The following is a 21,577-nucleotide window of genomic DNA, read 5'->3' on the forward strand; positions in this document are numbered from 1 at the left end:
TTACTTATTCACGAGTTTGCCTTCTCCACCAGATCCGACGTTACCATCGCGTACAGATACCCCAACCCGACGGCCGCGGTGAACGCTCCGATCGCACCGAGCTGCGTCACCGCCGCGGTCGACGGCGACCGAACGAGCCCCTCCACCCGGCGCGGTACGCGGTCCGTCAGCAACCATTTAAGATAATCGCCCTTGGCGTCTGGTGCGTCCGGGTACAACAGATCCATCACGCGTTTGGAGTACCCCTGCCAGAACGACCGGAACACTAGCCACCGGAACTGCCCGCGGTACTCGAACAGCGTGTGATGGACGACGGCGTCTTCGGTGTACACCATTCCCCGGCCGAACTCCTCCAGCAGCCGAATTCCGACCGGCGCCTCGTGAGCCTGTAGGTGCTTGTCGCCCTTCCGGCCCGTGTTCGGGTCATACCCGCCGACCTCAAGAAACGCATCTCGTCGGTACGAGATGTTCGATCCGTACGTGTTCCGGACCTCCTCGCCGTCCTCGGCGAAGTTCGGCTCGACGCACCCAACGAGCCAGTAGAACTCCTCGGGGAAGAAGTCGGGCCGCTCCCCCTTCCAGTTCGGACGCACGTCGCCGCCGGCCGCGATCGCGTCCGTCTCCTCGTACACCTCGACGAGGTTCGCAAGCCAGTCCGGCTCCGCTACCCCGTCGTCGTCGATGAACGCGACGATCTCCCCAGACGCCAGCTCCGCGCCACGCGTCCGACTGTACGAGATTCCCTGGTTCTCGTCGTTGTCGGAGATCACGACGTTCTCGCGGTCGCCGAAGTCCGTGACCGCCCGCTCGTACACCTCTGGGTTGCCGTCGATCACGAGCACGACTTCTATCGGATCGTAGGTCTGTGCGAGGACGCTTTCGACAGCCTCCGTAAAGACGTCGTAGCGGTCCATCGTGTACGTACAGACGACGACGGAGACCTTCATTATCGCAAAATATCACGCCCGGATCAATAAGGATTCTGAACCTCCTGCCAGCCAGTTATAACAAGCCTTATGGACGTTTTGCGAGTTACACCGTGTAATGAGCGAACAAACCGACGCCGTCGGGGAGGACGAGAGATCGCTCCCCGAGGTCCTCCAACGGTGGTACCACGTTCCGGTCCTCCTCGGAGCCGTCGTGTTCATGTTGTGGACCCGCCTTCGGTCGTATGGGAACTTCGTCCGCAACGGCGAAGTGTACTTCCGCGGGAACGACGCGTGGTATCACCTCCGGGAAACGAGCTTCCTCCTCCAGAACTGGCCGAACACCATGCCGTTCGACCCTTGGACCGGTTTCCCCGTTGGCCGGTCGGCCGGGCAGTTCGGCACACTGTGGGACCACATCATGGTGGTCGGCATCTGGATCGCTCAGCCGATCATGGGGAGTCCCGAAGAGGTCATGCTCGTCATGTCCCCCATCGTCGGGGCACTCGTCGCGATTCCGACCTACTTTATCGCGCGTCGGTTCACCGACCGCGTTCCCGCGCTCGCCGGCACAGTGATACTGGCCTTGTTCTCCGGTACCTTCCTCCGGTACTCGCTCGTCGGTTTTCCGGACCACAGCGCGGCCGAGGTCCTCTTCCAGAGCACGGCTGTCCTCGCCTTCCTCGTCGCGTTTAGCGTGGCCAACCGCGAGAAGCCGGTCTGGGAACTCGTCGTCGACCGCGACTGGGACGCGCTCAAACGTCCCGCCGCTTACGCGGTCGCTGCGGGCGTCGCGCTCGGCCTGTACATGTGGACGTGGCAGCCGGGCGTCCTCTTGGTCGGCATCACCGGGGTCTTCCTTGCGGTGAAGATCACAAGCGATGTCCACCACGGCAAGAGTCCCGAGCCGATCGCCTTCGCGGGCGCGGTCTCGATGACCGTCGCGGGTCTCATGCAAGTTATCGCGCTCGACAACCTCGAGTTCGGTGTCACCAGCTATTCGCTCACACAGGTCGTCCTCCCACTCGGCGTCGCGGTCGGCGCCATCTTCCTCGCGTGGCTCGCGCGCCAGTGGGAGTCGCGCGACATCGAGGCGACGAACTACCCACCCGCGGTCAGTGGTCTCATTCTCGCGTCCGCGGCCTTCGTCTGGATCGCGCTCCCCTCCCTGTGGTCGCTCATCACAAGGAACCTCCTGAACTTCGTCGGCTTCAGCGCGAGTGCGTCGTTCCGCACTATTGGTGAGGGGCAACCCCCGCTCCAAGACGCCGCCTTCTCGGACTTCGTCCTCTCGCAGTACGGGCTCGCCTTCTTCCTCGCGCTCGCGGCGGTCCTCTACATCCTCGCGCGCCCGCTGTACCGCTCCGACGACACCAATCACACCCTCTACATCCCGGCCGCGCTCGCGGTCGTCGGCTCCGTCTACGCCGTCCCGCAGGCGTACGGCGCCATCGGTGGCCTCGTCGGCGTCGACTGGCAGGTGATCGGCCTGCTCATCGCCGCCGCCTTCCTCGTCGGCGCGACGCTGCTCGTCGAGTACGACGCCGAAGAGCTGTACTTCGTCGTGTGGGCGGCGTTCATCGGCAGCGCGGCGTTCACGCAGGTCCGCTTCAACTACTACCTTGCCGTCGTCGTCGCGGTCGGCACGGCGTACTTCCTCCAGGTCGCGCTCGACGCCCTCGACCTCGCCTCGCTCGACGCCGTCCGCGAGATCGAGGGCTGGCAGGTGCTCACCGTCGCCGCCGTGCTCGCGATCCTCATCGTCCCGCTCGTCGGCGTCGCCACCCCGGTCTGGCAGGCGGGCAACTCCAGCCAGCCGGGGAGCGTCGTCCAGTGGGACGAGAGCCTCCAGTGGATGAACGACGAGACGCCCCAGCCGGGCGAACTCGAGGGCGCGGACAACCCCATGGAGCTGTACGGCACCTACGAGCGACCGGCCGACGGCGACTTCGAGTACCCGGAGGGCGCGTACGGCGTCCAGTCGTGGTGGGACTACGGCCACTGGATCACCACGCGCGCCGAGCGCATCCCGAACGCCAACCCGTTCCAGCAGAACGCGGGCGAAGCGGCCGACTACCTGCTCGCGCCGAGCGAGAAGGAAGCCGCCGAAGTGCTCGCGAGCCAGAGCACCGAGGGCAACGACACCCGCTACGTGATGGTCGACTGGCAGATGGCGTCGCCGAACTCCAAGTTCAACGCGCCGGTCACGTTCTACAGCGGGAACGAAACGGTCAACGACTTCAACGAGCTGCTTTACCGGCAGGTGGAGGGACAGAACGGGCAGCAGGGCGGCCTCCAGCCCGCGCTCCAGACGCGGACGCAGCGCTACCACGAGAGCCAGATGATCCGGCTCTACCAGCACTACGGGAGCGCGGTCGAGCCGCAGCCGGTCGTCCTCGACTGGCAGCCGCAGACCGCACAGACCGCCTCGGGCGAGCAGGTCGACATCAAGGTCCTCCCGAGCGAGGGGCAGCCGATCCAGCGGTTCGATAACCTCTCCGCCGCGGAGTCGTACGTCGAAGAGGACGGCTCGGCGCAGGTCGGCGGCGTGATGGGCGTCCCCTCGGAGCGGCTCGACGCCCTCGAACACTACCGGCTCGTTCACGCCACGGAGGCCCCGGGGCGGTCGCCGTACGCCCAGCAGGCGCAGATCCTCGCCCAGCGGTTCGGCGTCGACCTCCAGGCGACGTTCGGCGAGTCGCTGTTCGGCGCGTTCAGCGACGACTTCGTCAAGACGTTCGAGCGGGTTCCGGGGGCGACGGTCGAGGGCTCGGGCGCCGAGCCCGGCCAGGAGGTGGAGGCGACCGTCGAGTTGGAGAAGCCGAACGGCCAGACGTTCGAGTACACGCAGTACGCGACCGCCGACGACGACGGGAGCTTCGAGCTCACGCTCCCGTACTCGACGACGGGCTACGACGAGTTCGGCCCCGAGAACGGCTACACGAACACGAGCGTCCGAGCGACCGGGCCGTACAACGTCACCACCGAGCGGACGACCGGCGACGACCTGTACACCACCCAGCGCGTCGGGCAGGTCGAGGTGACCGAAGGGCAGGTCGTCGGAGAAGACGACTCGGCGTCGACGGTCGAACTCGAAGAGGAGATCATCGACTGCCCGAGCGGCGACCCCGAGTGCCCCGTCGATGACGAGAGTGGAAGCGACGACGGGAACTCGACGAACTCCACCGACGCGGGGTCGCTGACCGGCGCCGAGCCGGCCGCGACGACGGCGACGGCCGCCACGACGGCAACCGCACCGAACTGACCGCGGGCGCCGAGGTCGCGCTCACCGCAGTCGATGCGATCGCGCGATCCCACCCTTCTTTACTGCGGCTGCGCTTCGTGCGAGCAGATGGCCGACCTCCGCGAGTGGGCGACGATCTACCTGAAGGGCGTGGCGATGGGGAGCGCCGACGCCGTGCCGGGCGTCTCCGGCGGCACCATCGCGCTGATCGTCGGGATCTACGAGCGCCTGATCGCGGCGGTCACCGCCGTCGACCCCGACCGCGCGCGTCGCGTGCTCGCCGGTGTGCGGCCCGGACGCCGCGCCGACGCTCGGGCCGCGTTCCGCGAGGTCGACGGCGCCTTCCTCCTCGTGTTGGGCGCCGGTATCGGCACCGCGGTCGTGGCCGTGTTGAGCGCGGTGAACCGCCTGCTCGCCACGCAACCGGTGGCGACGTACGGCTTCTTCTTCGGGCTGATCGCGGCGAGCGCCGCGGTGCTGCTCGGCGACGTCGACCTCTCGACGCCGCGCCGGAAGGCCGCCGCGGCCGCCGGCTTCGCGCTCGCGTTCCTCGCGTCGGGCGTCGCCGCGACCGCGCTCGGCAGCCCCCTCCCGGTCGTCTTCCTCGCGGGGGGCGTCGCCGTCAGCGCGATGGTGCTCCCGGGCATCTCGGGCTCGCTGCTGCTTATCGTCCTCGGCCAGTACGAGTACATGTCCGGCGTCGTCGCGCGGTTCGTCGACGGGGCGGGCGCGCTCGCGCTCGGGAACGGCGCGGACGCGCTCGTCGAGACGCTGCCGCCGGTGGCGGCGTTCCTGCTCGGCGGCGTCTGCGGGCTCTTCACGATCGCGCATACCGTCCGCTACGCGCTGTCGCGGGCGCGGGCCGCCACGCTCGCGTTCCTCGTGAGCCTCGTCGTCGGGGCGCTGCGCGCGCCGCTGGTGGAGGTGTCCGCGCGGTTAGCCGAGAGCGGCGAGTCGTGGCGGGCGGCCGCGCCGCGGTTCGCGCTGGCGGCGCTCGTCGGCGCCGGGCTCGTGGCCGTTCTGAATCGTTACTCCGCGGCGATCGAGTACTGAGCGGTGGGTCCGGTCGTGGTTAAGGAGGGAAAGCGAGTCACAGCCAGTCTGTCGTCACCAACCCACCCCAAATGGGTGGGCTTGTCGGTGGACCCGGTTTGGCCGACTCTGTAGAGAACGGAGGAGAGAGCCCACGAGAGTCGTGAGAGGAAGTCAAGCTGGTTCGGTCCGGAACCGAATGATCGGGACATCGGCGACGTCGTCGTAGTCGTCGTCGGCACCGACCAACAGCACCCCGTCGACGTGCGCTGCTGTCCCGAGCGCAAAAGCATCACCGAGTGCTGGTGAGTAGCGGAATTTGAAGTCGGCTGCTGGCGCCCATGTCTGTTCGGTGTCGATGCGACGGATGCCACTTTCCTCGAGGACGTCGACGACGGCATCAGCGCGCTCCTCGCCGTCGATCGCCCGCACAATATAGTGGACCTCGGCAAGATTGGCCGCCGAGATGTAGCCGTCTGCTGCGCCTTCGATGGCGTCGACGTACGTTTCGACGGTATCGCTCCCTGGTTCGTTACAAAAATAGGCGATGAGTGGTTCGGCGTCGAAGACGATCGTTTCGGGAATCTCAGCCCCGTCCGTCATGGGGCAGTCTCGTCGTCACCGGCGTAGCGCTGCCGCAACTCTTCTTCACTGGCTTTGTCCGCTGTCCGTTCCTCTTGGAGGCGCTCCGTTGCTGAGCGCCCCTGATCGTCGGTCTTCCCTTCCAAAACCCCACGCAGGTCTGTAACCGAGTGGATGGGGCGAACAACGATGTCGCCCTCTTCAGTCCGAATGAACTTCACACGGCCGGGCGTGTCGATACCCAACTCCTCACGGAACTCCTTCGGAATTGTGGCTTGCCCGCGCGACGATACGGACACTACTTTTTCAGACTCTGCCTTGCTCATACTATCTTCTATTATTATTTTTGTTCAGTCATATAAAAGACTAGCGTTGAATTAGGTAGTTAACAGATCAGGTCAGTCATTGATTCGCCGGTCTCGAGTGTGCGGCTCGTCGTGAACCTCTGACTCGGTACGTTAAGTAACCCGCAACGACTTTTCCGGTTCCCGCCCGTACGGTTGTATATGGTCCAGATGGAATCCGACTCGGAACTCGACCGCGACGACGCCGCCCCCGACTTCGAGTTGCCCGGCGCGGACGGCGAGACGTACGCGCTCGACGACTTCGAGACGGACGCGCTGCTCGTCGTCTTCACCTGTAACCACTGCCCGTACGCGAAGGCGAAGATCGACCTGCTGAACGAGCTCGCGGCCGACTACGACGATCTCGCGGTCGTCGGGATCAACCCCAACGACGCCGACGAGTACCCGGAGGACTCCTTCGAGGCGATGCGCGAAGCCGTCGCGGACGGTACCGTCGCGTACGACGCGTACCTCCGCGACGAGACGGGCGAGGTCGCGGCCGCCTACGACGCCGTCTGTACGCCAGACCCGTTCCTCTTCGGCCGCGAGGACGGGACGTGGCGGCTCCGGTATCACGGCCGGCTCGACGACGCGCTCAACCCAGATGACGAGCCGACAGAATTCTATATTCGCGACGCGATCGACGCTGTGCTCGCGGGCGAGGCAGTCGAGATTCCTGACCGCCCCTCGCGCGGCTGCTCGATCAAATCACCTACACCCGGCGCGTAAACGCCGGGGTTTGTCAGTGAACTCCCGGTCTACCCGCGTGATACGGTGGGCGTGAAATCGCCGCTCCCATTCACTGTTCCTGACTTCAGGGCAAGGTGATTGGTTGCCCCTCCGGAACCAGACTTACGCCGATTCCGGAGATACCGCGCTGCTATGTTTCGCGCCGCGTTGTAGTCGCTGTGTAGCTCTTTGCCGCACTTCTGACACACAAATTCATCGCCGTCGCGGTTACCCTCATGTGTGAACCCACACTCGGAATGACTACACTGCTGGCTTGTGTAGGCTGGATTCACCACTTCAACAGTGATTCCTTCAGCTTTCGCCTTGTAGGTTATCTTCCGCGATAGCTCTCGAAACGCCCACTGCTGGAATTTTGAGAGATCCGACATCCGCTCTCGGATATTCTCTAAGTCTTCCAGTACAATCGTCTCACACCCGTTGGCGACAGCCTCAGTAACTACCTCTTTCGACACATAGTGTAGATAGTTCTCGCTCCAATTGGCGAAGCGGTCACCAATCGACTGGATTGTGAGATGGGCTGATCGCGTTCCGGTCTGTTGTAGGTTGCCGCGTCGGCGTTCGTATTCGCGGCGTTTGTGGTTCAATAGGTCTGCGTTACCGATGAACGCACCAGAGCTGGTCACAGCGAGATACCCGTCCACGTTGCGATCCACGCCAAGGACTGTTCGGCCCTCAGCTTCTTCCTGCGTGTCGTCACGTTCCTGGTTGACTGAAACGTGGAGGTAGTAGGCATCTGTCTGCTGGTCGTATCGGAGCTTCGCCCCCTGTTTGTCCCATTCGTCTGATTCCATGTACTCAGCCTGAATGGAATCGTCTGGATAGACGTATTCGGCTTTTACACGACCACTGCCGTAGGCGGCAAGCGTACAATACCCATCAAAATAGCTGATTGCACTGGTATTGTAAACGGTCGTGTTCGACGTGAACACCGGCTTGGAAACTTTCTCACCCTCTTTCATGCGGTCAACGACGCCACGGAGTGCATCGGCGGCATGGTTGACCGCAGCAACACAGAGGTCAGAGTGCAATCCGGTTTCATCTCGGATGTCGTCGTAGAGGTATGGTTGAAGCTGGGAGCGAGAGGTAATCACGTACCCGTCGTTGTTGCCCTCCCATCCTCGATCAGCGAACCGCTGGGTGGCGTTCCTGAAGGTATCCATTGTTTCCTTCAGGTCGTCCCGGCGGTCGTTGGGAACAGAGAGTTTCACGACAGCGGTACGTTGAAGCTCCATCTACACATCACATGTGATGCTATGTATTTATATAAATTGGGGAGTTGGTTAGCATAGTGTTTTGCGGTTGGGTGTTACTCATGGCGCGATTCCCGCCCGCCGTGAACGGGGGGACTCCCTCGCTGTGTTAGGTGGCCGGAGGCCTGAGTCACCCTCACTAAGATCACACGCCAACACCGAATCGGCGTTCCGACGCAGACGGCTTAACAAGGGTCCGGGCCGAACAGGCGGTATGGGAATGAAAGGCGACGAGCCGGACCTCCACGAGATCGATCGCTACGACGGCGGGGTCGGCTGGATCGCGTACCCCGACGAGACGATGGAACGCGCGAGCCACGCGTTCGCGGTCGCGAACGAGGAGACGGACGGAGACGACGTGTGGGTGGTCGACCCGGTCGACGCGCCCGGCGTCGACGAGTTGCTCGACGAGCTCGGCGACGTCGCAGGCGTCGTGGTCGGGCTCGACCGCCACGTGCGCGACAGCGGCGAGGTCGCCGCGCGCCACGACGCCCCGGTGTACGTCCCCGAGTGGATGACGGGCGTCGCCGAGGAGCTGGACCCGGACGTCGAGATCGAGCGGTTCGGCTCGCGGCTCGCGGACACCGGCTTCGAGGCGATCCGGATCCGCGACTCCTCGCTGCCGCCGTGGCAGGAGGTCGGACTCTTCGACGGGGAGACGCTGATCGTCCCCGAGTCGCTCGGCAACGCCTCGTACTTCCGCGGCGACCGCGAGCGCCTCGGCGTTCACCCGATGCTCCGGCTCACGCCGCCGACGGCCGCGCTCTCCGGGCTCGACCCCGAGCGCGTCCTCGTCGGCCACGGGGTCGGGGTCCACGAGCGCGCAGCGGTCGCCCTCGAGGACGCGCTCTCCGACTCGCGGCGCAAGGCGCCGGGACTGTACGCGAAGACGCTCAAGTCGACGCTCCCGTTCTGAGCGCGGTCAGGTGCGCTGCGGTTCCGGGCGACCCGTGCGTGACCTTTTGCCAATGCGTCCCGTAGCGGCTCCCGACCAGTGATCTACGTCACCCGCGACCTGTTGACGGTGCTGCGCGAGCGCGCGGCGAGCGAGGACCCCGACGAGGCGAACCTCCGCCTCTCGGCGACGCCCGCCGGCGAGTTCGAGACCGATCTCGGCCTCGACCCGGAGACGCCGGTGGTGACCCACTTCACGCTCCCGTCAGTGGGGGAGTCCGTCAGCTCCGTGTTCGGCGTCGACCTCGGCACGCCGGCGGGCGAGGGCGGTGCGCGTTTCGTCTCGCATCCGGACGGATTCCTCGGGGTGTCGCGGACCGACGACCTCGCGGGCGTGGTGATCGTCGCGGTCCCGCCGTACGACGACGACTCGGTCGCCGCCTTCGACCGGTCCGGAGACGGGGTCGAGCTCGCCGTCGTCGACGCCGAACCGCCGATCGAGTCCGTGCCGGAATGAGCGGGACGCGCCGAGAGCAGGGGTTTCAAGCCGTCGGAGAGAGTACCACGCCGTAATGGCAGCACGGCCACCCGGCGGCGGCGATACGAAGGAGCCGGAGGCGATCGAGTTCGGCATCGCCGCGCTCGACGCCCGGCTCGACGAGGCGGACGTGTCGTTTCCCGCGACGGCCGCCGAGCTACGTGACGCGCTCGGCGACCAGGAGGTGCCCTACGACGCGCAGGGACGCTCCATCGCGCTCGCGGACGCGCTCGACCGCGTGCCCAAGCGGGAGTTCGAAAACGAGACGGCGTTTCTCGACGCCTTATACCCGGTGTTCGACGAGGCGCGCCGCGAGGAGCGCGGCGTGATCGCCAGCCTCCGCGACGCGCTTCCGTTCTGAGGTCGCGACCGACGGCTGCTACTCGGCCTCGCTTAACGGGCGTCCGGGCGGGCCTCGACTTCGCTCCCTTCCTCGTCGGACTCGCCGGTGTCGTACCGCTCGATGACGTCGTTGATCAGGACGACGTCGCCGACCGCGCGGACCCAGCGGTACGGGACGACCACGCCGGTCGAGCCGTCCACCTGTCCGGCGAACAGCTCGTGGTTGAGCTCGGCGAGCGCGAGGCCGGTCACGGAGCGCGCGTCCAAATCGAGCTGGATGTCTTCGATCTCACCGACGAAAACGCCGTTGCTCGAGTACACCTCGCGACCGACGAGCGCCGTGATCTCTTCGGGGGCTGCGTTCATACACGATACGGACACGAGCGCGCCTAATAAGCGTTCGTTGTCGAACGACGCGCGTCCGACGCCGACGGGTTCCCGGTACCCGAGACCGGGTCACCCTCGCGGCGCGATCACTTCGATCGGATGCCTCGGGGCGGCGTCGAGCAGGGCGTCGAGCTGCTCGGTACAGGACGTGCCGGGGGCGACGACCGTGCGGTCGGTGTCGCCGAACTGCTCCCGCAGCGGCTCGCCGACGTCCACGCTCAGCTCGTAGTAGTCCGTCTTGTAGCCGAACGAGCCGGCCATCCCGCAACACTCCGTGTCGGAGACGCGCACGTCGTAGCCGAGCCGCTCGAACGTCGCGGTCGCGTACTCGCCCACCTCGACCGTTCGGGCCTGGCAGTGCGGGTGGTACGCGATCCGTTTCCCGGACGCGACCGGCCCGGTCCCCTCGCTCGGCGCGCGCAGCCCCGCCGGGTCGGCGCCGTTCTCCAGCAGGCCGAAGACGTACTCCATGGCGTCGTAGCTCGCGTCCGCGAGCCGCTCGGACGACTCGCTCGGCAGGAACCGCTCGTACTCCCGGCGGAACGTCGCGAGGTCGCTCGGCTCGATCACGACCACGTCGCGCCCGGCGTCGAGGTGCGGGGCCAGCCCGGCGTAGAGGTCCTCGGCCGCGGCCTCGGCGGTCGCGACCATCCCCTGCGAGAGCGGCGGGCGGCCGCTCCCGGGCAGGTCCGGCACGCGGACGCGGACCCCGAGCGCCTCCAGCGCCCTGACGGTCGCCTTCCCGCGCGCGACGTCGACGTAGTTCGTCGCGGTGTCCGGGTAGACGACGGCCTCGCGGGTCGCCTCGTCGGCCGGGACCGCGGGGCCGCCGCGGGCGTCGAACCACTCGACGAGCGACTCGCGCGCGAACTCGGGGAGCTCGCGGCGGCGGTCGATCCCGGCGACCCGCTCGGCGAGCGCGCGCACCGGGCCGGCGTCCGCGAGGCGGTTCGCGATCGGCGCCGTCTTATGGCCCCACTTCGCGAGCGTCGCGTAGTTGCCCACGAGCCGCGTGCCGAGGTCGAGGCCGCCGGGCTCCTCGTCGGGCACCAGCTCCTCGAACGCCCAGTCGAGCTGGCTCGGGTCGGTCTCCCCGCGGTTGATCCGGTCGCGGACCGCGGTGTTGATCCACGGGATGTCGATGCCGACCGGACACGCCGGGACGCAGCGCGAGCAGCCGGTACAGAGGTCGTTGAACTCGGCCGCGACGTCGAGCCCCTCGATGCCGGCCTCCCACCCCGTCGCGATCCCGCCGGAGTACGTCTCGCCGCCGAACGCGTGCCCCCCGACGCTCTGGAAGTTGCCGCAGGCGTTCGAGCAGGCCGAACAGCGGATGCAGTACAGCGTCTCCCTCAGCGTCTCGTCGTCGCGCATCGCCAGCCGGCCGTTGTCGATGAGGACGAGGTGGAAGTCGCGGTCGGCGTCGGAGCCGTCCGCTAGCGGTTCCTGATCGCTTCCGAAGTCGGGCACCGGCGAGTCCACGGGCGGCGTCAGCGTCGAGATGTAAGAGGTCACGTCCTGACCCGTCCCCGAGCGTCCGATCAGCTCGACGAACGGCGAGAACTCCTCGACGGTCGGGACGAGCTTCTCGACGCCCGCGACCGCGACGTGCGTGTCGGTCGCCGTCACCGTCTTCCGGGCGTTCCCCTCGCTGGTGACGAGGAGCATGGTGCCCGAGTCTGCCGCGACGAAGTTCGCGCCGGTCATTCCGAGGTCGGCGCCCTCGATAAGGTCGCCGAGCCGCTCGCGGGCGAACATCGTGAGCTCCTCGGCGGTCTCGGGCGGGTCGTCGGGGTCGAACCGCTCGGCGAACAGCTCCGCGATCGCCTCGCGCGACTTGTGGATCGCCGGCGCGACGATGTGCGAGGGCTCCTCGTCGGCCAGCTGGAGCACCCACTCGCCGAGGTCGGTCTCGACGACGTCGACGTCGTCGGCTTCGAGCGCCGCGTTCACTTCGATCTCCTCGGAGGTCATCGACTTCGATTTCACCGCGCGCTCGGCGCCACGGTCGGCCGCGACCTCGCGGACGTACCGGTTCGCGTCGGCCGCGTCGTCGGCGAGGTACACCGTGCCCCCGTTCGCCTCCACCGTCTCCCTCACCTCGTCGATGAGGTCGGGGAGCCGCTCGATCGCGTCTTCCTTGACGGCGCGCGCCTCCTCTTTCAGCGCCTCGTAGTCGTCGAGGCGACCGGTCGACTCGTAGCGCCCCTCGTTGAAGCCGCGGGTGTTCTCGGCGACCGCGTCGCCCTCGGTCGCCAGCAGCTCGCGGATCCGCTCGGCCTTCGTCTCGCGGTCGGGGTCGCCCGCACCAGCGGCGTCGCTCGCGCCGGCCTCGGCGTCGCTGCTCATTGGACGCCCTCCGCCGCGTCGGCGGCGTCCGAGCCGTCCGTCGCGCCGTCGTCGCGAAGCAGGACCACGTGGACCTCCTTCGGTCCGTGCGCGCCGTGGACGAGGCCGCCCATGTCCGCGGTGGCGCTCGGACCGGTCGCGAACACCACGTCGACCGACTCGTCGCGCGCCCGCGGCCCGAGCCAGTCGAAGGCGTCGGGCATGTCGGGGACGATGTCGGCCTCCCGGAGGACGACGACGTGACGGTCGACGAAGAGGCTCACCGGCTCCGTGCCGGCCGGGTCCGCCTCCAGCGCGACGCTCCCGTACTCGGCGACGCCGAGCGACGCGGCGGTGACGCCGGTGTGAGCCGCGCGCAGGTCGGTGGTCGTCGGCTCCGTCTCGACTCGGTCCGGCAGCCTCGCCGGCGAGTCGGCGAGCCCGTCGGGCCCCGAGCGGCCGAGCGGGACGCCGACCGCGGGCTCGCCCGCGGCCGCCTCGACCATGGTCGCGCACTCCTCAGGCGGGCCCGCAGCGACCGCGACGCCGAGGTCGTCGAGCCGCCGCGTGAACGTCGACGCGTCTGCGAGTGACATGATCGTGCCTTCGCCGGCCGGTATATGGGTTTTGCGACGGCTCCCGGGCGGCGATAGCGCGGCCAGCACGCGGCGGGCGAGACCGCCGCGCGGGCGATCGAATTCTCCTGACGCGCAGACGGCAGGAAGTTTTTCACGGTTCGACTGCGAGGGGTTCGCATGGCGACAAACACCCCGGGTCCCGACCCGACGGACGGCGGGGACTTCGACTACACCGGCGGCGCGGTGGAGCGACCGGACCTCGTCGACGCGCTCGATCGCCGCGTCGCGGGCGACGTGCGGTTCGACGACTACTCCAAGCGGCTGTACGCGACCGACGCCTCGGCGTACGAGGCCACCCCGATCGGCGTCGTGATCCCGGAGTCGACCGCGGACGTCGCGGCCGTCCACGAGTACTGCTACGCGGAGGGGATCCCCGTCCTCCCGCGCGGCGGCGGCACCTCCCTCGCCGGGCAGACCGTCAACGAGGCGGTCGTCCTCGACCTGACCGGCGAGATGGACGGCGTGCTCTCGACCGATCCCGACGCCGAGCGGGCCCGCGTTCAGGCGGGCGCGTACGTCGGCGACCTCAACGCCGCGGTCGAGGGCGACGGGCTGAAGTTCGCGCCCGACCCGGCGTGGCGCGACAAGTCCGCGGTCGGCGGCGCGATCGGCAACAACTCCACCGGCTCCCACTCCCTGAAGTACGGGAAGACTGACCACTACGTCGAGGAGCTGGAGGTCGTCCTCGCCGACGGCACCGTGACGACGTTCGGCGAGGTCGCGGTCGAGGAACTTCGGGAGTCCGCGGACCCCGACGCCGACGACCTCCTCCCTCGAATCTACGCCGAGGTCGTCCGAATCGTAGACGAGGAGGCCGATCGGATCGACGAGCGGTTCCCGGAGCTGAAGCGGAACGTCTCCGGCTACAACCTCGACCGCCTGCTCGCCGAGTACCGCGGCGAGTACGGCGAGGAAGGCGTCGTCAACCTCGGCCGACTCATGGCCGGCAGCGAGGGGACGCTCGCGACGGTGACGGAGGCGACCGTCTCGCTCGTCGAGATCCCCGAGACGAAGGCGGTCGCGCTGCTCACCTACGACGACCTCCTCGACGCGATGGAGGACGTGGCGGCGTGTCTCGAACACGACCCCGCCGCGGTCGAGGTGATGGACGACGTCCTGTTGGGGCTCGCCGCCGACACGCCGGAGTTCGAGGACGTCGTCGGAATGCTGCCCGACGGCACCGACTCCGTCCTCCTCGTCGAGTTCTACGCGGAGAACGACGCGGAGGGGAAACAGAAGGTCGCGGACCTGATCGCGGACCGAGTGGGCGGGGAGGAGAGTTCGGCAGCGACCCGCGTCGACACCGCGGCCGACCCGAGTGCGGGCGCCGCCGAGACGACGAGCCACCCCCGGCGGGCGGTCCACGCGATGGAGGCGCACGACCCGGAGCAGCGCGACCGCTTCTGGAAGATGCGCAAGGCGGGCCTCCCGATTCTCCTCTCGCGGACCACCGACGAGAAGCACATCTCCTTCATCGAGGACTGCGCCATCCCGCCGGAACACCTCCCCGAGTACACCCGGGAGTTCCAGCAGATCCTCGAGGACAACGACACGTTCGCCACCTTCTACGCGCACGCCGGTCCCGGCGTGCTCCACGTCCGCCCGCTGATCAACACGAAGGACGTCGACGACGTCGACGCGATGCTCGACATCGCCGACCGCGTCACCGACGCGGTGGTCCGGCTCGGCGGGTCAGTCTCCGGAGAACACGGCGACGGCCGCGCTCGGACGCAGTGGAACCGGAAGCTGTACGGGGACGACCTCTGGGACGCCTTCCGCGACCTCAAGACCGCGTTCGACCCCGACTGGCTGCTCAACCCGGGGAACGTCTGCGGGGAGTTCGACATGCGCGAGAACCTCCGGTTCGACGCGGAGTACGAGTACGACGCCGGCTTCGACCCCGCGATGGAGTGGGCGGTCGACAACGGAATGCAGGGGATGGTCGAGCTCTGTCACGGCTGCGGCGGCTGCCGCGGCCCGCAGGAGACGACCGGCGGCGTGATGTGCCCGACCTACCGCGCGTCGGAGGAGGAGATCCAGGCGACCCGCGGCCGGGCGAACATGCTCCGGGGGGCCATCTCCGGCGAGCTCCCCGACGACCCGACCGACGACGAGTTCGTCACCGAGGTGATGGACCTGTGCGTCGGCTGTAAGGGGTGTAAGGTGGACTGCCCGAGCGGCGTCGACATGGCGAAGCTGAAGGCCGAGGTCGAGCACGCCCACCACGAGGAACACGGGGTCGACCTCCGGACGCGGCTGCTCGGCCGCTTCGAGTCGCTCGCGCCGCTCGCCTCGAAGCTCGCCCCGCTCTCGAACCTCCCGAACAAGATTCCGGGGAGCGGCCTCGTCGCGGAGAAGGCGCTCGGGATCGCGAAGGAGCGCGACCTGCCCACCTTCCGCTCGGAGACGCTTGTCGACTGGTTCGAGGCGCGCGGCGGCGCGGGCGTCCCGCGCGAGGAGGCCGCCCGCGACGTGCTGCTGTTCCCGGACGTGTACACGACCTACACCAACCCCGGCGCGGGGAAGGCCGCGGTGCGCGTCTTAGAGGCCGCCGACTGCCACGTTCGGATTCCGGACGTCGACGGCAGCGGGCGCCCGCCCCACTCGAAGGGGATGCTGGACGTGTCGCGCGCGACGGCGAGAGACGCCGTGGAGACGCTCGCGCCCGACGTCCGCGACGGGTGGGACGTGGTCGTCGTCGAGCCCTCCGACGCCGTGATGCTCCAGTCCGACTACCACGACCTGCTCGACGGCGACGCCAGCGACGTGCCCGACGCCGACGTGGCGGCCGTCTCGGAGCGCGCCTACGGCGTCATGGAGTACGTCGACGCCCACCGGCTCGACGAGGAACTCGCGCTCGACGCGCCGACCGAGTCGCTCACCTACCACGGCCACTGCCACCAGAAGGCGACGAAGAAGGACCACCACGCGGTCGGCGTGCTCCGGCGCGCCGGCTACGGCGTCGACCCGCTCGACTCCTCCTGTTGCGGGATGGCGGGCTCGTTCGGCTACGAGGCCGAGCACTACTCGATGAGCAAGGCCATCGGCGAGACCCTCTTCGACCAGGTCGACGCCAGCGACGGCGACGCCCTCGTCGCGCCCGGCACCTCCTGCCGGACGCAGTTGGAGGAGGGCCCCGGCGAGGTGCCGGAGCCGGCACACCCGATAGAGAAGCTGGCGGCCGCGCTGGCGTAGGGAGGCGGCGCGGCCGGACTCACGCACGCCCGGACACGTCGACCGACGGCCGGCCGCCCGGTGCTCAAACGGCCGGCCGCCCGGAACTCACTCCGGAATCCGGTCCACGTTCGCGGCGAGGACGGCGAGCAGATAGGTGACCGCCGGGAACAGCACGGCGACGACGGCGAGGTGCGCGGGATCGATTCCCGGCGGCCCGTCGACGAACGTGCCGGTGTACTGGAGGACCGCGAGGGTCGCGACGACGACCGCGGTGCGGACGACGTACTCGGAGGGGGAGGGCGTCGGGAGCTTCACGGAGCCCCGTCGCGGCGCCACCCACACAAGCGTTTCCCGTCAGTCGTCGACCACGGCCGTCAGTGGTCGACCACGGGGGCGATCTTGTCGCGTTCGCGCTCGCGGCGCCGCTCCAACAGGGCCGCGAGCCCCTTCCCCGGGCCGCCTTCGATGGGCCACCCCATGGTGCGCCACTGGGGCGGTTCCGGCGAGAACTCGGAACACGAGCCCGAACACTCCCGCGCGGTCGGGACCTTCTCCTTCGCCGCGCAGTGCGGGACGAGCGCGCGCCCCTCGCGGCGGAGTTCGAAGTGCCGGCAGTCGGGGCGCATCGTGTCGTGGTACGAGCGCCACCCCTTCCCGTAGGCGCGCTCGGCGATCTCCAGCCGCAGCGTCTCGGTCTCGGGGTCGCGGCGCTGGCCTTCTCCCGGGGAGAGGTCGCTGGGGTGCCACGCCACGTCGGCCGCGTCGGCGTCGACGCCCGCGGAGAAGTCGGTCGCGAGGATCCCGGCCTCGACGGGCAGCTCGCGGAGCAGCGCGGGTTCGACGCGCTCGCCGGTCGTCTCGGTCGCCAGCCACGCCTCGTCGGCGAGCGCGGTCCCGATGTCGTGTTCCAGTTGGTCGGCGAGCCGGTCGGCCGCGGAGCGATCCAAGTCCGGCTTGTTCTCGACCGCGACGATCCGCTCGACCCAGTCCGGGTACGGTCGCTTCCGGCGGATCTCGATTCGGTTGCCGTCGCGGCGTTTCTCGATCAGGTCCCGACCCGCCGCGCGGTGGACGGCCTGCCGGACGTAGCGCCAGGGGTAGCCGGGGTGCGGGAGCGCGTCGCGGTAGAACGCCCACTCGGCGGGCGCGCCGCGGACGACGTGGAGGAGGTCGGAGTCGATGGTCCGGTCGCCGAACTCGCGCCGCCGTTCGAACGCGGCCGGGTCGACTTCGACAACGACCGTGTCCCACCGCCGGTCCTTTGTGCCGAGCTGGCGGGAGACCAACGCGGGACGGGACCCCTCGCTCGGGTGCCAGGCCAGCTCGGCGTACCGGCAGACGAGGAGCTCGTAGCCGAACTCGGCGTCGGGCGTCACTGGTCGGACCGTCGGGCGGGGCGGACAAAAGCGGACCGCTCGGGGCGGGGCGGTCGTCGCCCGCGCCGCCCGAGCGTCCCGGTTAGACGTACTTCCCGTTCTCCTCGTCTTTCCGCTCGTCGAGGTAGTCGTGGGCCTCCTCTAAGATGTCGCGCGGCCCGTCCTGGGTGATCGTGTTGAGCGCCTGGTCGTAGTCGCGCCACTGGAGGTCGCGGTGTTCCTTCGAGAGCTCCGCGCTCGCCTCGAACGAGCGGGCGATGAACAGGTGGACCGTCTTGTGGATGGTCTTCCCGTTCGCCTCAAACACGTAGTCGTACTCCCTGCGGAACCCGTCGATCAGCCGGAAATCCTCGATCCCGGCCTCCTCGCCGACTTCTCGTATCGCCGTCTGCTGGAGCTCCTCGTCCCCCTCGACCCCGCCTTTGGGGAACTCCCAGTCCCCCGGTCGGCTCTTCAGGAGCAGGTACTCCCGTTCGCCGCGGGTGTCGCGGAAGAGGATGGCTCCGGCACTGGTCGCTTCGACCGTCATTGGCCGCAGGTAAGCGATCACCCCTAAAGAGCGTGTCGGACTTCCGAACAGAGGTGAGCGACCCGGCGGCGTCGACCGTTTTCCGGCCGGGATTCGCGGCGCGGTCGCGCGCGTCGAGCGCGGGTAGATGCGTTTTTACCGCTCGGGCGGCCATTGGCGGACGACCCCCAGCCATGACCTTCGTCACGAAACTCGACTTCGCGTCCGGCGACCGCGACGTGCTCGTCGAGACCGTCCAGGAACTCAAGGAGACGCTCGAACGGAAAGGCGCCGAGTGCAAGGGCCCGCACGCGAGCCCCTCGGAGAACGTCACCGTCCCGCTGTACAAGGACCTCGCGCCGGGCGACGAGTTCTCGCCGTGGCGCTACGACGTGTACCGCCGCTCGATGGAGATCCACGGCGCCGACGACATCGCGCGCGAGGTCGTCGGCCGCGACTTCCCCGACTCGATCCACGTCGAGGTCGAGGTCGACCAGAAGAAGCCGCTCGGGCACCGGCGGGACTGAGCCGCGCGACGTCTCCGAACCGACGGTCGACGCGGTCACGGCTGTGATTTTCTCGCGGTCCGCGGCGAATCGGCAGGCCCGCGAGCCACCCGCTCGTCAGCCGAGCGTCCGCAGGTTCTCCGTCTCGACGCGCTCTGGCAGCCGGTCGAGCGCGCGGTCGCACCACGCGTCGTGGCCGAGCGTGAGCGCCGTCTCGGGGTTCGCCTCGGCGAGTTCGACGACGCCCTCCGCGGCCGCGACCTGTGCCGCGTCGTCCGTCCGCTCGGGCACCTCCGCGGTGAGCGGGTACGTCTCCGAGAGCGCTGGCGGGTAGGGGCCGAACGGCGGCTTCACGCGCCACACGGCGTCGTACGCGTGGTCCGAGGGCGCCTTCGACTCGGTGAGGAGGAGGTCCCCGGGCGCCGCTAACCGGGCGAGCCGGTCTTGGTGGCGCCGTACCTCGGGCCGGCGGGCCGCCTCGTGGGAGGTGTAGAAGAAGGCGTCCTTCGAGCCGGGGTCGGTTCGCTCTAACTCGTCGGCGTGGTCGAGCAGCGCGCGGTAGCCGTCGAGCATCGCCGGGTGGCCGCGGGCGCGGCGGTCGACTAAGTCGAGCAGGTTCCCGGACCGGATCGCCTCCTTCACGCGGTGCAGCTCCTCGAAGGTGACGTGGAGGTTGTGCTCGGCGAGCAGCCGTTCCGTCTCCGCGTCGTCGAAGCCTCGGAGGTCGGCCGGGGTGTGGTCCGCGCAGACGGGACACGAGCAGGGGAAGTAGTCGAGGTCCTCCAAGTGCTCCGTCCCCGAGACGGTGAGGTAGCGGCCGTCGCGGGCCATCAGCGCGTAGGCGGCCGAGTCGAACAGGTCGCAGCCGGCCGCCACCGCGAGCGCTAACATCATCGGGTGGCCGGCGCCGAACAGGTGGACCGGCGCGCCCGGGCCGAGGCCGCGCTTCGCCGCGCGCACCGCCTCGACGACCTCGGCGTAGCGGTAGGAGTTCAGGAGCGGAACCATCGCGCCGACCGGGAAGACGTCGAGATCGGTCGCGGCCGCGTGCCGTCCCGCCTCCTCGCGGAGGTCGGCGTACGTCGACCCCTGAACCGGGGCGTTCACCAGCATCTCGCCGGTCTCGGCGTCCTCGGCGTCGGCGAGCGCCTGCTTCGTCGTCGCCAGCTCCCGCTCGGCCCGCTCGCGGTCGGCGTCGGGCGGCGTGGGCACGTCGACCGGCGTCGCCACGTCGCTGCCGATCCGCCGCTGAAACTCGATTATCTCTTCGGTCGTCACGTCGATGTCGCCGTACTCGGCCAACTGGAAGGAGCCGGAGTCGGTCATGATCGCGCCGTCGAAGCCGAGGAACTCGTGGAGCCCCTGATCGAGCACGCGGTCGCGGATGCGGTCCGTGCTGCGGATGATGTAGGAGTTCGTGATCAGCATCTCCGCGCCGAACTCCGATTCGAGCCGCTCGGGCTCGATCGTGAGCACGTTGGGGTTGACCACGGGCAGAAGCGCCGGCGTCTCGACCGTGACGTCGGCGCGGGGGACCTCCAGCCGGCCGATCCGGCCGGCCGCGTCGTGGTCCCGGATCTCGAAGTGATCGCGCATACCCCGACTGCGCGGACGCGAGCGGTAAGGGTTGCGTTCGGCGGCGACGCGGGACGCTCCCGTAGGGCGTCGGCCGTTCGGATCTAAAGTCCCGTCGGGTGCGAGAGGTACGTCGTCTCGACGCCCCAGTCCGCGGTCAGCGACTGGAGCGCGCGGACGCCGAACGTCTCCGTGGCGTAGTGGCCGGCGAGGAAGACGGTGACCCCGGCCTCGCGCGCGTCGTGGTACACTTGCTGTTTCCCCTCCCCGGTGATCAGCGCGTCCGCGTCGGCCGCGACCGCCTCGTCGAGCCAGTCGACGCCCGAGCCGGTGACGACCGCGACGCGCTCGATCTCGTCGGGGGCGAAGTCGAGAACGCGCGTGGGCGCCGCCTCGCCCGCCGGCTGTCCCTCGAACCCGTCGAGCGTCTCGCGGATTTCGCCCGTCGACCGCGGTTCGTCCGTCTCGCCGATCGTCCCGATCGTCACCGGCCCCATCTCGCCGAACGGCTCCCGATCGGAGAGCCCCACCGCGTCCGCGACCCCCGCGGCGTTGCCTAACTCCTGATGGCCGTCGAGCGGGAGGTGCGAGACGTAGAGGGCAATATCGTGTTCGACGAGCGCCGCGATCCGGTCGTGCGCTCGGCCGGTGACGCGCTCGATACCGCCCCACGAGAGCCCGTGGTGGACGACGAGGACGTCCGCCCCCGCGTCTGCGGCGGCCTCGATGGTCGCCTGCGCGGCGTCGACGGCGAACGCGACGCGCTCGACCTCGCCCTCGTCCGGACCCACCTGTAACCCGTTCGCGCTCGCGTCGACGTCGGCGTACGCGGCCGTGTCGAGTTCGTCGTCGAGTCGCTCGACGTACTCGGAGAGCTTCATATCGGTCCGTCGTGCGGGCGGGGAATAAAGCGCGGCGGTCCGACGGGAGCTGGGCGGCTCGCAGTCAGGGTCGATCCAAGATTCTCGCAGACGTCGATTTATAAATGAACGCGGCGGTGCGGTGGCGCGTGCCTGCGAGGCCGCCCCGCGGCCGAGCAGCACGCGCGAGGGAGTCGGTCGCCGAGCGAAGCGACGGCGACCGACGAGGCTGGGGAGGCGTGAGGCGCTGTGCGGTGCGGTCGGGTGGGACTCAAAGGGGCAGCCGCGAGGCGGGCGCAGGCGACGTAAGCACCGCAACG

At 68.6% G+C, this 21,577-nt stretch carries 20 protein-coding genes; 8 read left to right on the top strand and 12 right to left on the bottom strand.

The features are described 5' to 3' along the window. Window positions 1-8 precede the first annotated feature (8 nt). Window positions 9-947 (bottom strand): glucosyl-dolichyl phosphate glucuronosyltransferase, encoded by a 939-nt coding sequence (gene aglG / locus DVK07_RS14970; RefSeq protein WP_121597807.1) that lies wholly within the window; start codon window positions 945-947, stop codon window positions 9-11. 97 nt (window positions 948-1,044) lie between these two features. Here aglG and DVK07_RS14975 point away from each other — a divergent pair, with 97 nt between their 5' ends. Together DVK07_RS14975 and DVK07_RS14980 are read left to right on the top strand one after the other, a co-directional pair. Beyond that, window positions 1,045-4,191, top strand: a complete 3,147-nt coding sequence (locus DVK07_RS14975) for an oligosaccharyl transferase, archaeosortase A system-associated (RefSeq protein WP_121597808.1) — start codon at window positions 1,045-1,047, stop codon at window positions 4,189-4,191. Window positions 4,192-4,278: 87 nt separating this feature from the next. Further along, window positions 4,279-5,223 (top strand): DUF368 domain-containing protein, encoded by a 945-nt coding sequence (locus DVK07_RS14980; RefSeq protein ID WP_121597809.1) that lies wholly within the window; start codon window positions 4,279-4,281, stop codon window positions 5,221-5,223. Between the two features lie 153 nt (window positions 5,224-5,376). Here the strand turns inward: DVK07_RS14980 and DVK07_RS14985 are convergent, their stop codons facing one another. Both DVK07_RS14985 and DVK07_RS14990 read right to left on the bottom strand, forming a co-directional pair. After that, window positions 5,377-5,805 carry a PIN domain-containing protein gene (locus DVK07_RS14985; protein ID WP_121597810.1) on the bottom strand — a complete coding sequence of 143 codons (429 nt, stop codon included), beginning with the start codon at window positions 5,803-5,805 and terminating at the stop codon, window positions 5,377-5,379. Next, the gene (locus tag DVK07_RS14990) at window positions 5,802-6,110 is read right to left on the bottom strand and encodes an AbrB/MazE/SpoVT family DNA-binding domain-containing protein (protein WP_121597811.1); all 309 of its coding nucleotides are present in this window, start codon (window positions 6,108-6,110) and stop codon (window positions 5,802-5,804) included. Before DVK07_RS14990 ends, DVK07_RS14985 begins: the two co-directional genes overlap by 4 nt. 180 nt (window positions 6,111-6,290) lie before the next feature. On the opposite strand from DVK07_RS14990, the gene DVK07_RS14995 reads away from it, so the two are divergent. Further along, window positions 6,291-6,857: a thioredoxin family protein gene (locus DVK07_RS14995; protein WP_121597812.1), complete on the top strand. Its 567-nt coding sequence runs from the start codon at window positions 6,291-6,293 to the stop codon at window positions 6,855-6,857. A gap of 29 nt (window positions 6,858-6,886) precedes the next feature. Here the strand turns inward: DVK07_RS14995 and DVK07_RS15000 are convergent, their stop codons facing one another. Beyond that, window positions 6,887-8,110: an RNA-guided endonuclease TnpB family protein gene (locus tag DVK07_RS15000; protein ID WP_121597813.1), complete on the bottom strand. Its 1,224-nt coding sequence runs from the start codon at window positions 8,108-8,110 to the stop codon at window positions 6,887-6,889. Between the two features lie 238 nt (window positions 8,111-8,348). Between DVK07_RS15000 and DVK07_RS15005 the strand changes: the two genes are divergently transcribed. The 3 genes from DVK07_RS15005 (at window position 8,349) to DVK07_RS15015 (ending at window position 9,921) form a co-directional block, all read left to right on the top strand. Further along, window positions 8,349-9,044 (top strand): hypothetical protein, encoded by a 696-nt coding sequence (locus DVK07_RS15005; RefSeq protein ID WP_121597874.1) that lies wholly within the window; start codon window positions 8,349-8,351, stop codon window positions 9,042-9,044. A 78-nt stretch (window positions 9,045-9,122) separates the two neighbouring features. Then, on the top strand, window positions 9,123-9,539 hold the full coding sequence (locus DVK07_RS15010) for a hypothetical protein (RefSeq protein ID WP_121597814.1): 417 nt from the start codon (window positions 9,123-9,125) through the stop codon (window positions 9,537-9,539). Between the two features lie 55 nt (window positions 9,540-9,594). Continuing rightward, complete coding sequence (locus DVK07_RS15015) at window positions 9,595-9,921, top strand: hypothetical protein (protein WP_017343026.1); 327 nt, start codon at window positions 9,595-9,597, stop codon at window positions 9,919-9,921. A 32-nt stretch (window positions 9,922-9,953) separates the two neighbouring features. On the opposite strand, the gene DVK07_RS15020 is transcribed toward DVK07_RS15015, so the two are convergent. The 3 genes from DVK07_RS15020 to DVK07_RS15030 form a co-directional block, all read right to left on the bottom strand. Beyond that, the gene (locus tag DVK07_RS15020) at window positions 9,954-10,268 is read right to left on the bottom strand and encodes a PRC-barrel domain-containing protein (RefSeq protein WP_121597815.1); all 315 of its coding nucleotides are present in this window, start codon (window positions 10,266-10,268) and stop codon (window positions 9,954-9,956) included. 90 nt (window positions 10,269-10,358) lie between these two features. Further along, window positions 10,359-12,638 carry an LUD domain-containing protein gene (locus tag DVK07_RS15025; RefSeq protein ID WP_121597816.1) on the bottom strand — a complete coding sequence of 760 codons (2,280 nt, stop codon included), beginning with the start codon at window positions 12,636-12,638 and terminating at the stop codon, window positions 10,359-10,361. Continuing rightward, a complete protein-coding gene (locus DVK07_RS15030; RefSeq protein WP_121597817.1) occupies window positions 12,635-13,213 on the bottom strand; it encodes an LUD domain-containing protein in 579 nt (192 codons plus the stop codon). The genes DVK07_RS15025 and DVK07_RS15030 overlap by 4 nt, the downstream gene beginning before the upstream one ends. 159 nt (window positions 13,214-13,372) lie before the next feature. Here DVK07_RS15030 and DVK07_RS15035 point away from each other — a divergent pair, with 159 nt between their 5' ends. Then, window positions 13,373-16,450 (top strand): FAD-binding and (Fe-S)-binding domain-containing protein, encoded by a 3,078-nt coding sequence (locus DVK07_RS15035; RefSeq protein ID WP_121597818.1) that lies wholly within the window; start codon window positions 13,373-13,375, stop codon window positions 16,448-16,450. Window positions 16,451-16,537: 87 nt separating this feature from the next. Here DVK07_RS15035 and DVK07_RS15040 read toward each other — a convergent pair whose 3' ends face one another. From DVK07_RS15040 to DVK07_RS15050, 3 genes are all read right to left on the bottom strand, one after another. After that, window positions 16,538-16,747 (bottom strand): hypothetical protein, encoded by a 210-nt coding sequence (locus tag DVK07_RS15040; RefSeq protein ID WP_121597819.1) that lies wholly within the window; start codon window positions 16,745-16,747, stop codon window positions 16,538-16,540. 59 nt (window positions 16,748-16,806) lie between these two features. Next, window positions 16,807-17,808 carry a DUF5787 family protein gene (locus DVK07_RS15045; RefSeq protein WP_121597820.1) on the bottom strand — a complete coding sequence of 334 codons (1,002 nt, stop codon included), beginning with the start codon at window positions 17,806-17,808 and terminating at the stop codon, window positions 16,807-16,809. Window positions 17,809-17,890: 82 nt separating this feature from the next. Beyond that, window positions 17,891-18,337 (bottom strand): bis(5'-nucleosyl)-tetraphosphatase, encoded by a 447-nt coding sequence (locus tag DVK07_RS15050; protein WP_004596138.1) that lies wholly within the window; start codon window positions 18,335-18,337, stop codon window positions 17,891-17,893. 173 nt (window positions 18,338-18,510) lie between these two features. Here DVK07_RS15050 and DVK07_RS15055 point away from each other — a divergent pair, with 173 nt between their 5' ends. Then, window positions 18,511-18,843: an uS10/mL48 family ribosomal protein gene (locus DVK07_RS15055; RefSeq protein ID WP_121597821.1), complete on the top strand. Its 333-nt coding sequence runs from the start codon at window positions 18,511-18,513 to the stop codon at window positions 18,841-18,843. A gap of 96 nt (window positions 18,844-18,939) precedes the next feature. Here DVK07_RS15055 and tgtA read toward each other — a convergent pair whose 3' ends face one another. Next, the gene (gene tgtA / locus DVK07_RS15060; RefSeq protein WP_121597822.1) at window positions 18,940-20,418 is read right to left on the bottom strand and encodes a tRNA guanosine(15) transglycosylase TgtA; all 1,479 of its coding nucleotides are present in this window, start codon (window positions 20,416-20,418) and stop codon (window positions 18,940-18,942) included. A gap of 83 nt (window positions 20,419-20,501) precedes the next feature. Further along, a complete protein-coding gene (locus DVK07_RS15065; protein ID WP_121597823.1) occupies window positions 20,502-21,278 on the bottom strand; it encodes a Nif3-like dinuclear metal center hexameric protein in 777 nt (258 codons plus the stop codon). Window positions 21,279-21,577 lie beyond the last annotated feature (299 nt).

This window comes from Halorubrum sp. Atlit-26R, assembly GCF_003666015.1.
Lineage (GTDB): Archaea > Halobacteriota > Halobacteria > Halobacteriales > Haloferacaceae > Halorubrum.

What these genes read in the sequence shown, in the direction of transcription:
- tgtA (WP_121597822.1), bottom strand. Translation starts at nt 20,418, where the DNA reads ATGCGCGATCACTTCGAGATCCGGGACCACGACGCGGCCGGCCGGATC.
- aglG (WP_121597807.1), bottom strand. Translation starts at nt 947, where the DNA reads ATGAAGGTCTCCGTCGTCGTCTGTACGTACACGATGGACCGCTACGAC.
- DVK07_RS14980 (WP_121597809.1), top strand. Translation starts at nt 4,279, where the DNA reads ATGGCCGACCTCCGCGAGTGGGCGACGATCTACCTGAAGGGCGTGGCG.
- DVK07_RS15025 (WP_121597816.1), bottom strand. Translation starts at nt 12,638, where the DNA reads ATGAGCAGCGACGCCGAGGCCGGCGCGAGCGACGCCGCTGGTGCGGGC.
- DVK07_RS14975 (WP_121597808.1), top strand. Translation starts at nt 1,045, where the DNA reads ATGAGCGAACAAACCGACGCCGTCGGGGAGGACGAGAGATCGCTCCCC.
- DVK07_RS15000 (WP_121597813.1), bottom strand. Translation starts at nt 8,110, where the DNA reads ATGGAGCTTCAACGTACCGCTGTCGTGAAACTCTCTGTTCCCAACGAC.
- DVK07_RS15065 (WP_121597823.1), bottom strand. Translation starts at nt 21,278, where the DNA reads ATGAAGCTCTCCGAGTACGTCGAGCGACTCGACGACGAACTCGACACG.
- DVK07_RS14985 (WP_121597810.1), bottom strand. Translation starts at nt 5,805, where the DNA reads ATGACGGACGGGGCTGAGATTCCCGAAACGATCGTCTTCGACGCCGAA.
- DVK07_RS15035 (WP_121597818.1), top strand. Translation starts at nt 13,373, where the DNA reads ATGGCGACAAACACCCCGGGTCCCGACCCGACGGACGGCGGGGACTTC.
- DVK07_RS15030 (WP_121597817.1), bottom strand. Translation starts at nt 13,213, where the DNA reads ATGTCACTCGCAGACGCGTCGACGTTCACGCGGCGGCTCGACGACCTC.
- DVK07_RS15050 (WP_004596138.1), bottom strand. Translation starts at nt 18,337, where the DNA reads ATGACGGTCGAAGCGACCAGTGCCGGAGCCATCCTCTTCCGCGACACC.
- DVK07_RS14990 (WP_121597811.1), bottom strand. Translation starts at nt 6,110, where the DNA reads ATGAGCAAGGCAGAGTCTGAAAAAGTAGTGTCCGTATCGTCGCGCGGG.
- DVK07_RS15055 (WP_121597821.1), top strand. Translation starts at nt 18,511, where the DNA reads ATGACCTTCGTCACGAAACTCGACTTCGCGTCCGGCGACCGCGACGTG.
- DVK07_RS15015 (WP_017343026.1), top strand. Translation starts at nt 9,595, where the DNA reads ATGGCAGCACGGCCACCCGGCGGCGGCGATACGAAGGAGCCGGAGGCG.
- DVK07_RS14995 (WP_121597812.1), top strand. Translation starts at nt 6,291, where the DNA reads ATGGTCCAGATGGAATCCGACTCGGAACTCGACCGCGACGACGCCGCC.
- DVK07_RS15020 (WP_121597815.1), bottom strand. Translation starts at nt 10,268, where the DNA reads ATGAACGCAGCCCCCGAAGAGATCACGGCGCTCGTCGGTCGCGAGGTG.
- DVK07_RS15005 (WP_121597874.1), top strand. Translation starts at nt 8,349, where the DNA reads ATGAAAGGCGACGAGCCGGACCTCCACGAGATCGATCGCTACGACGGC.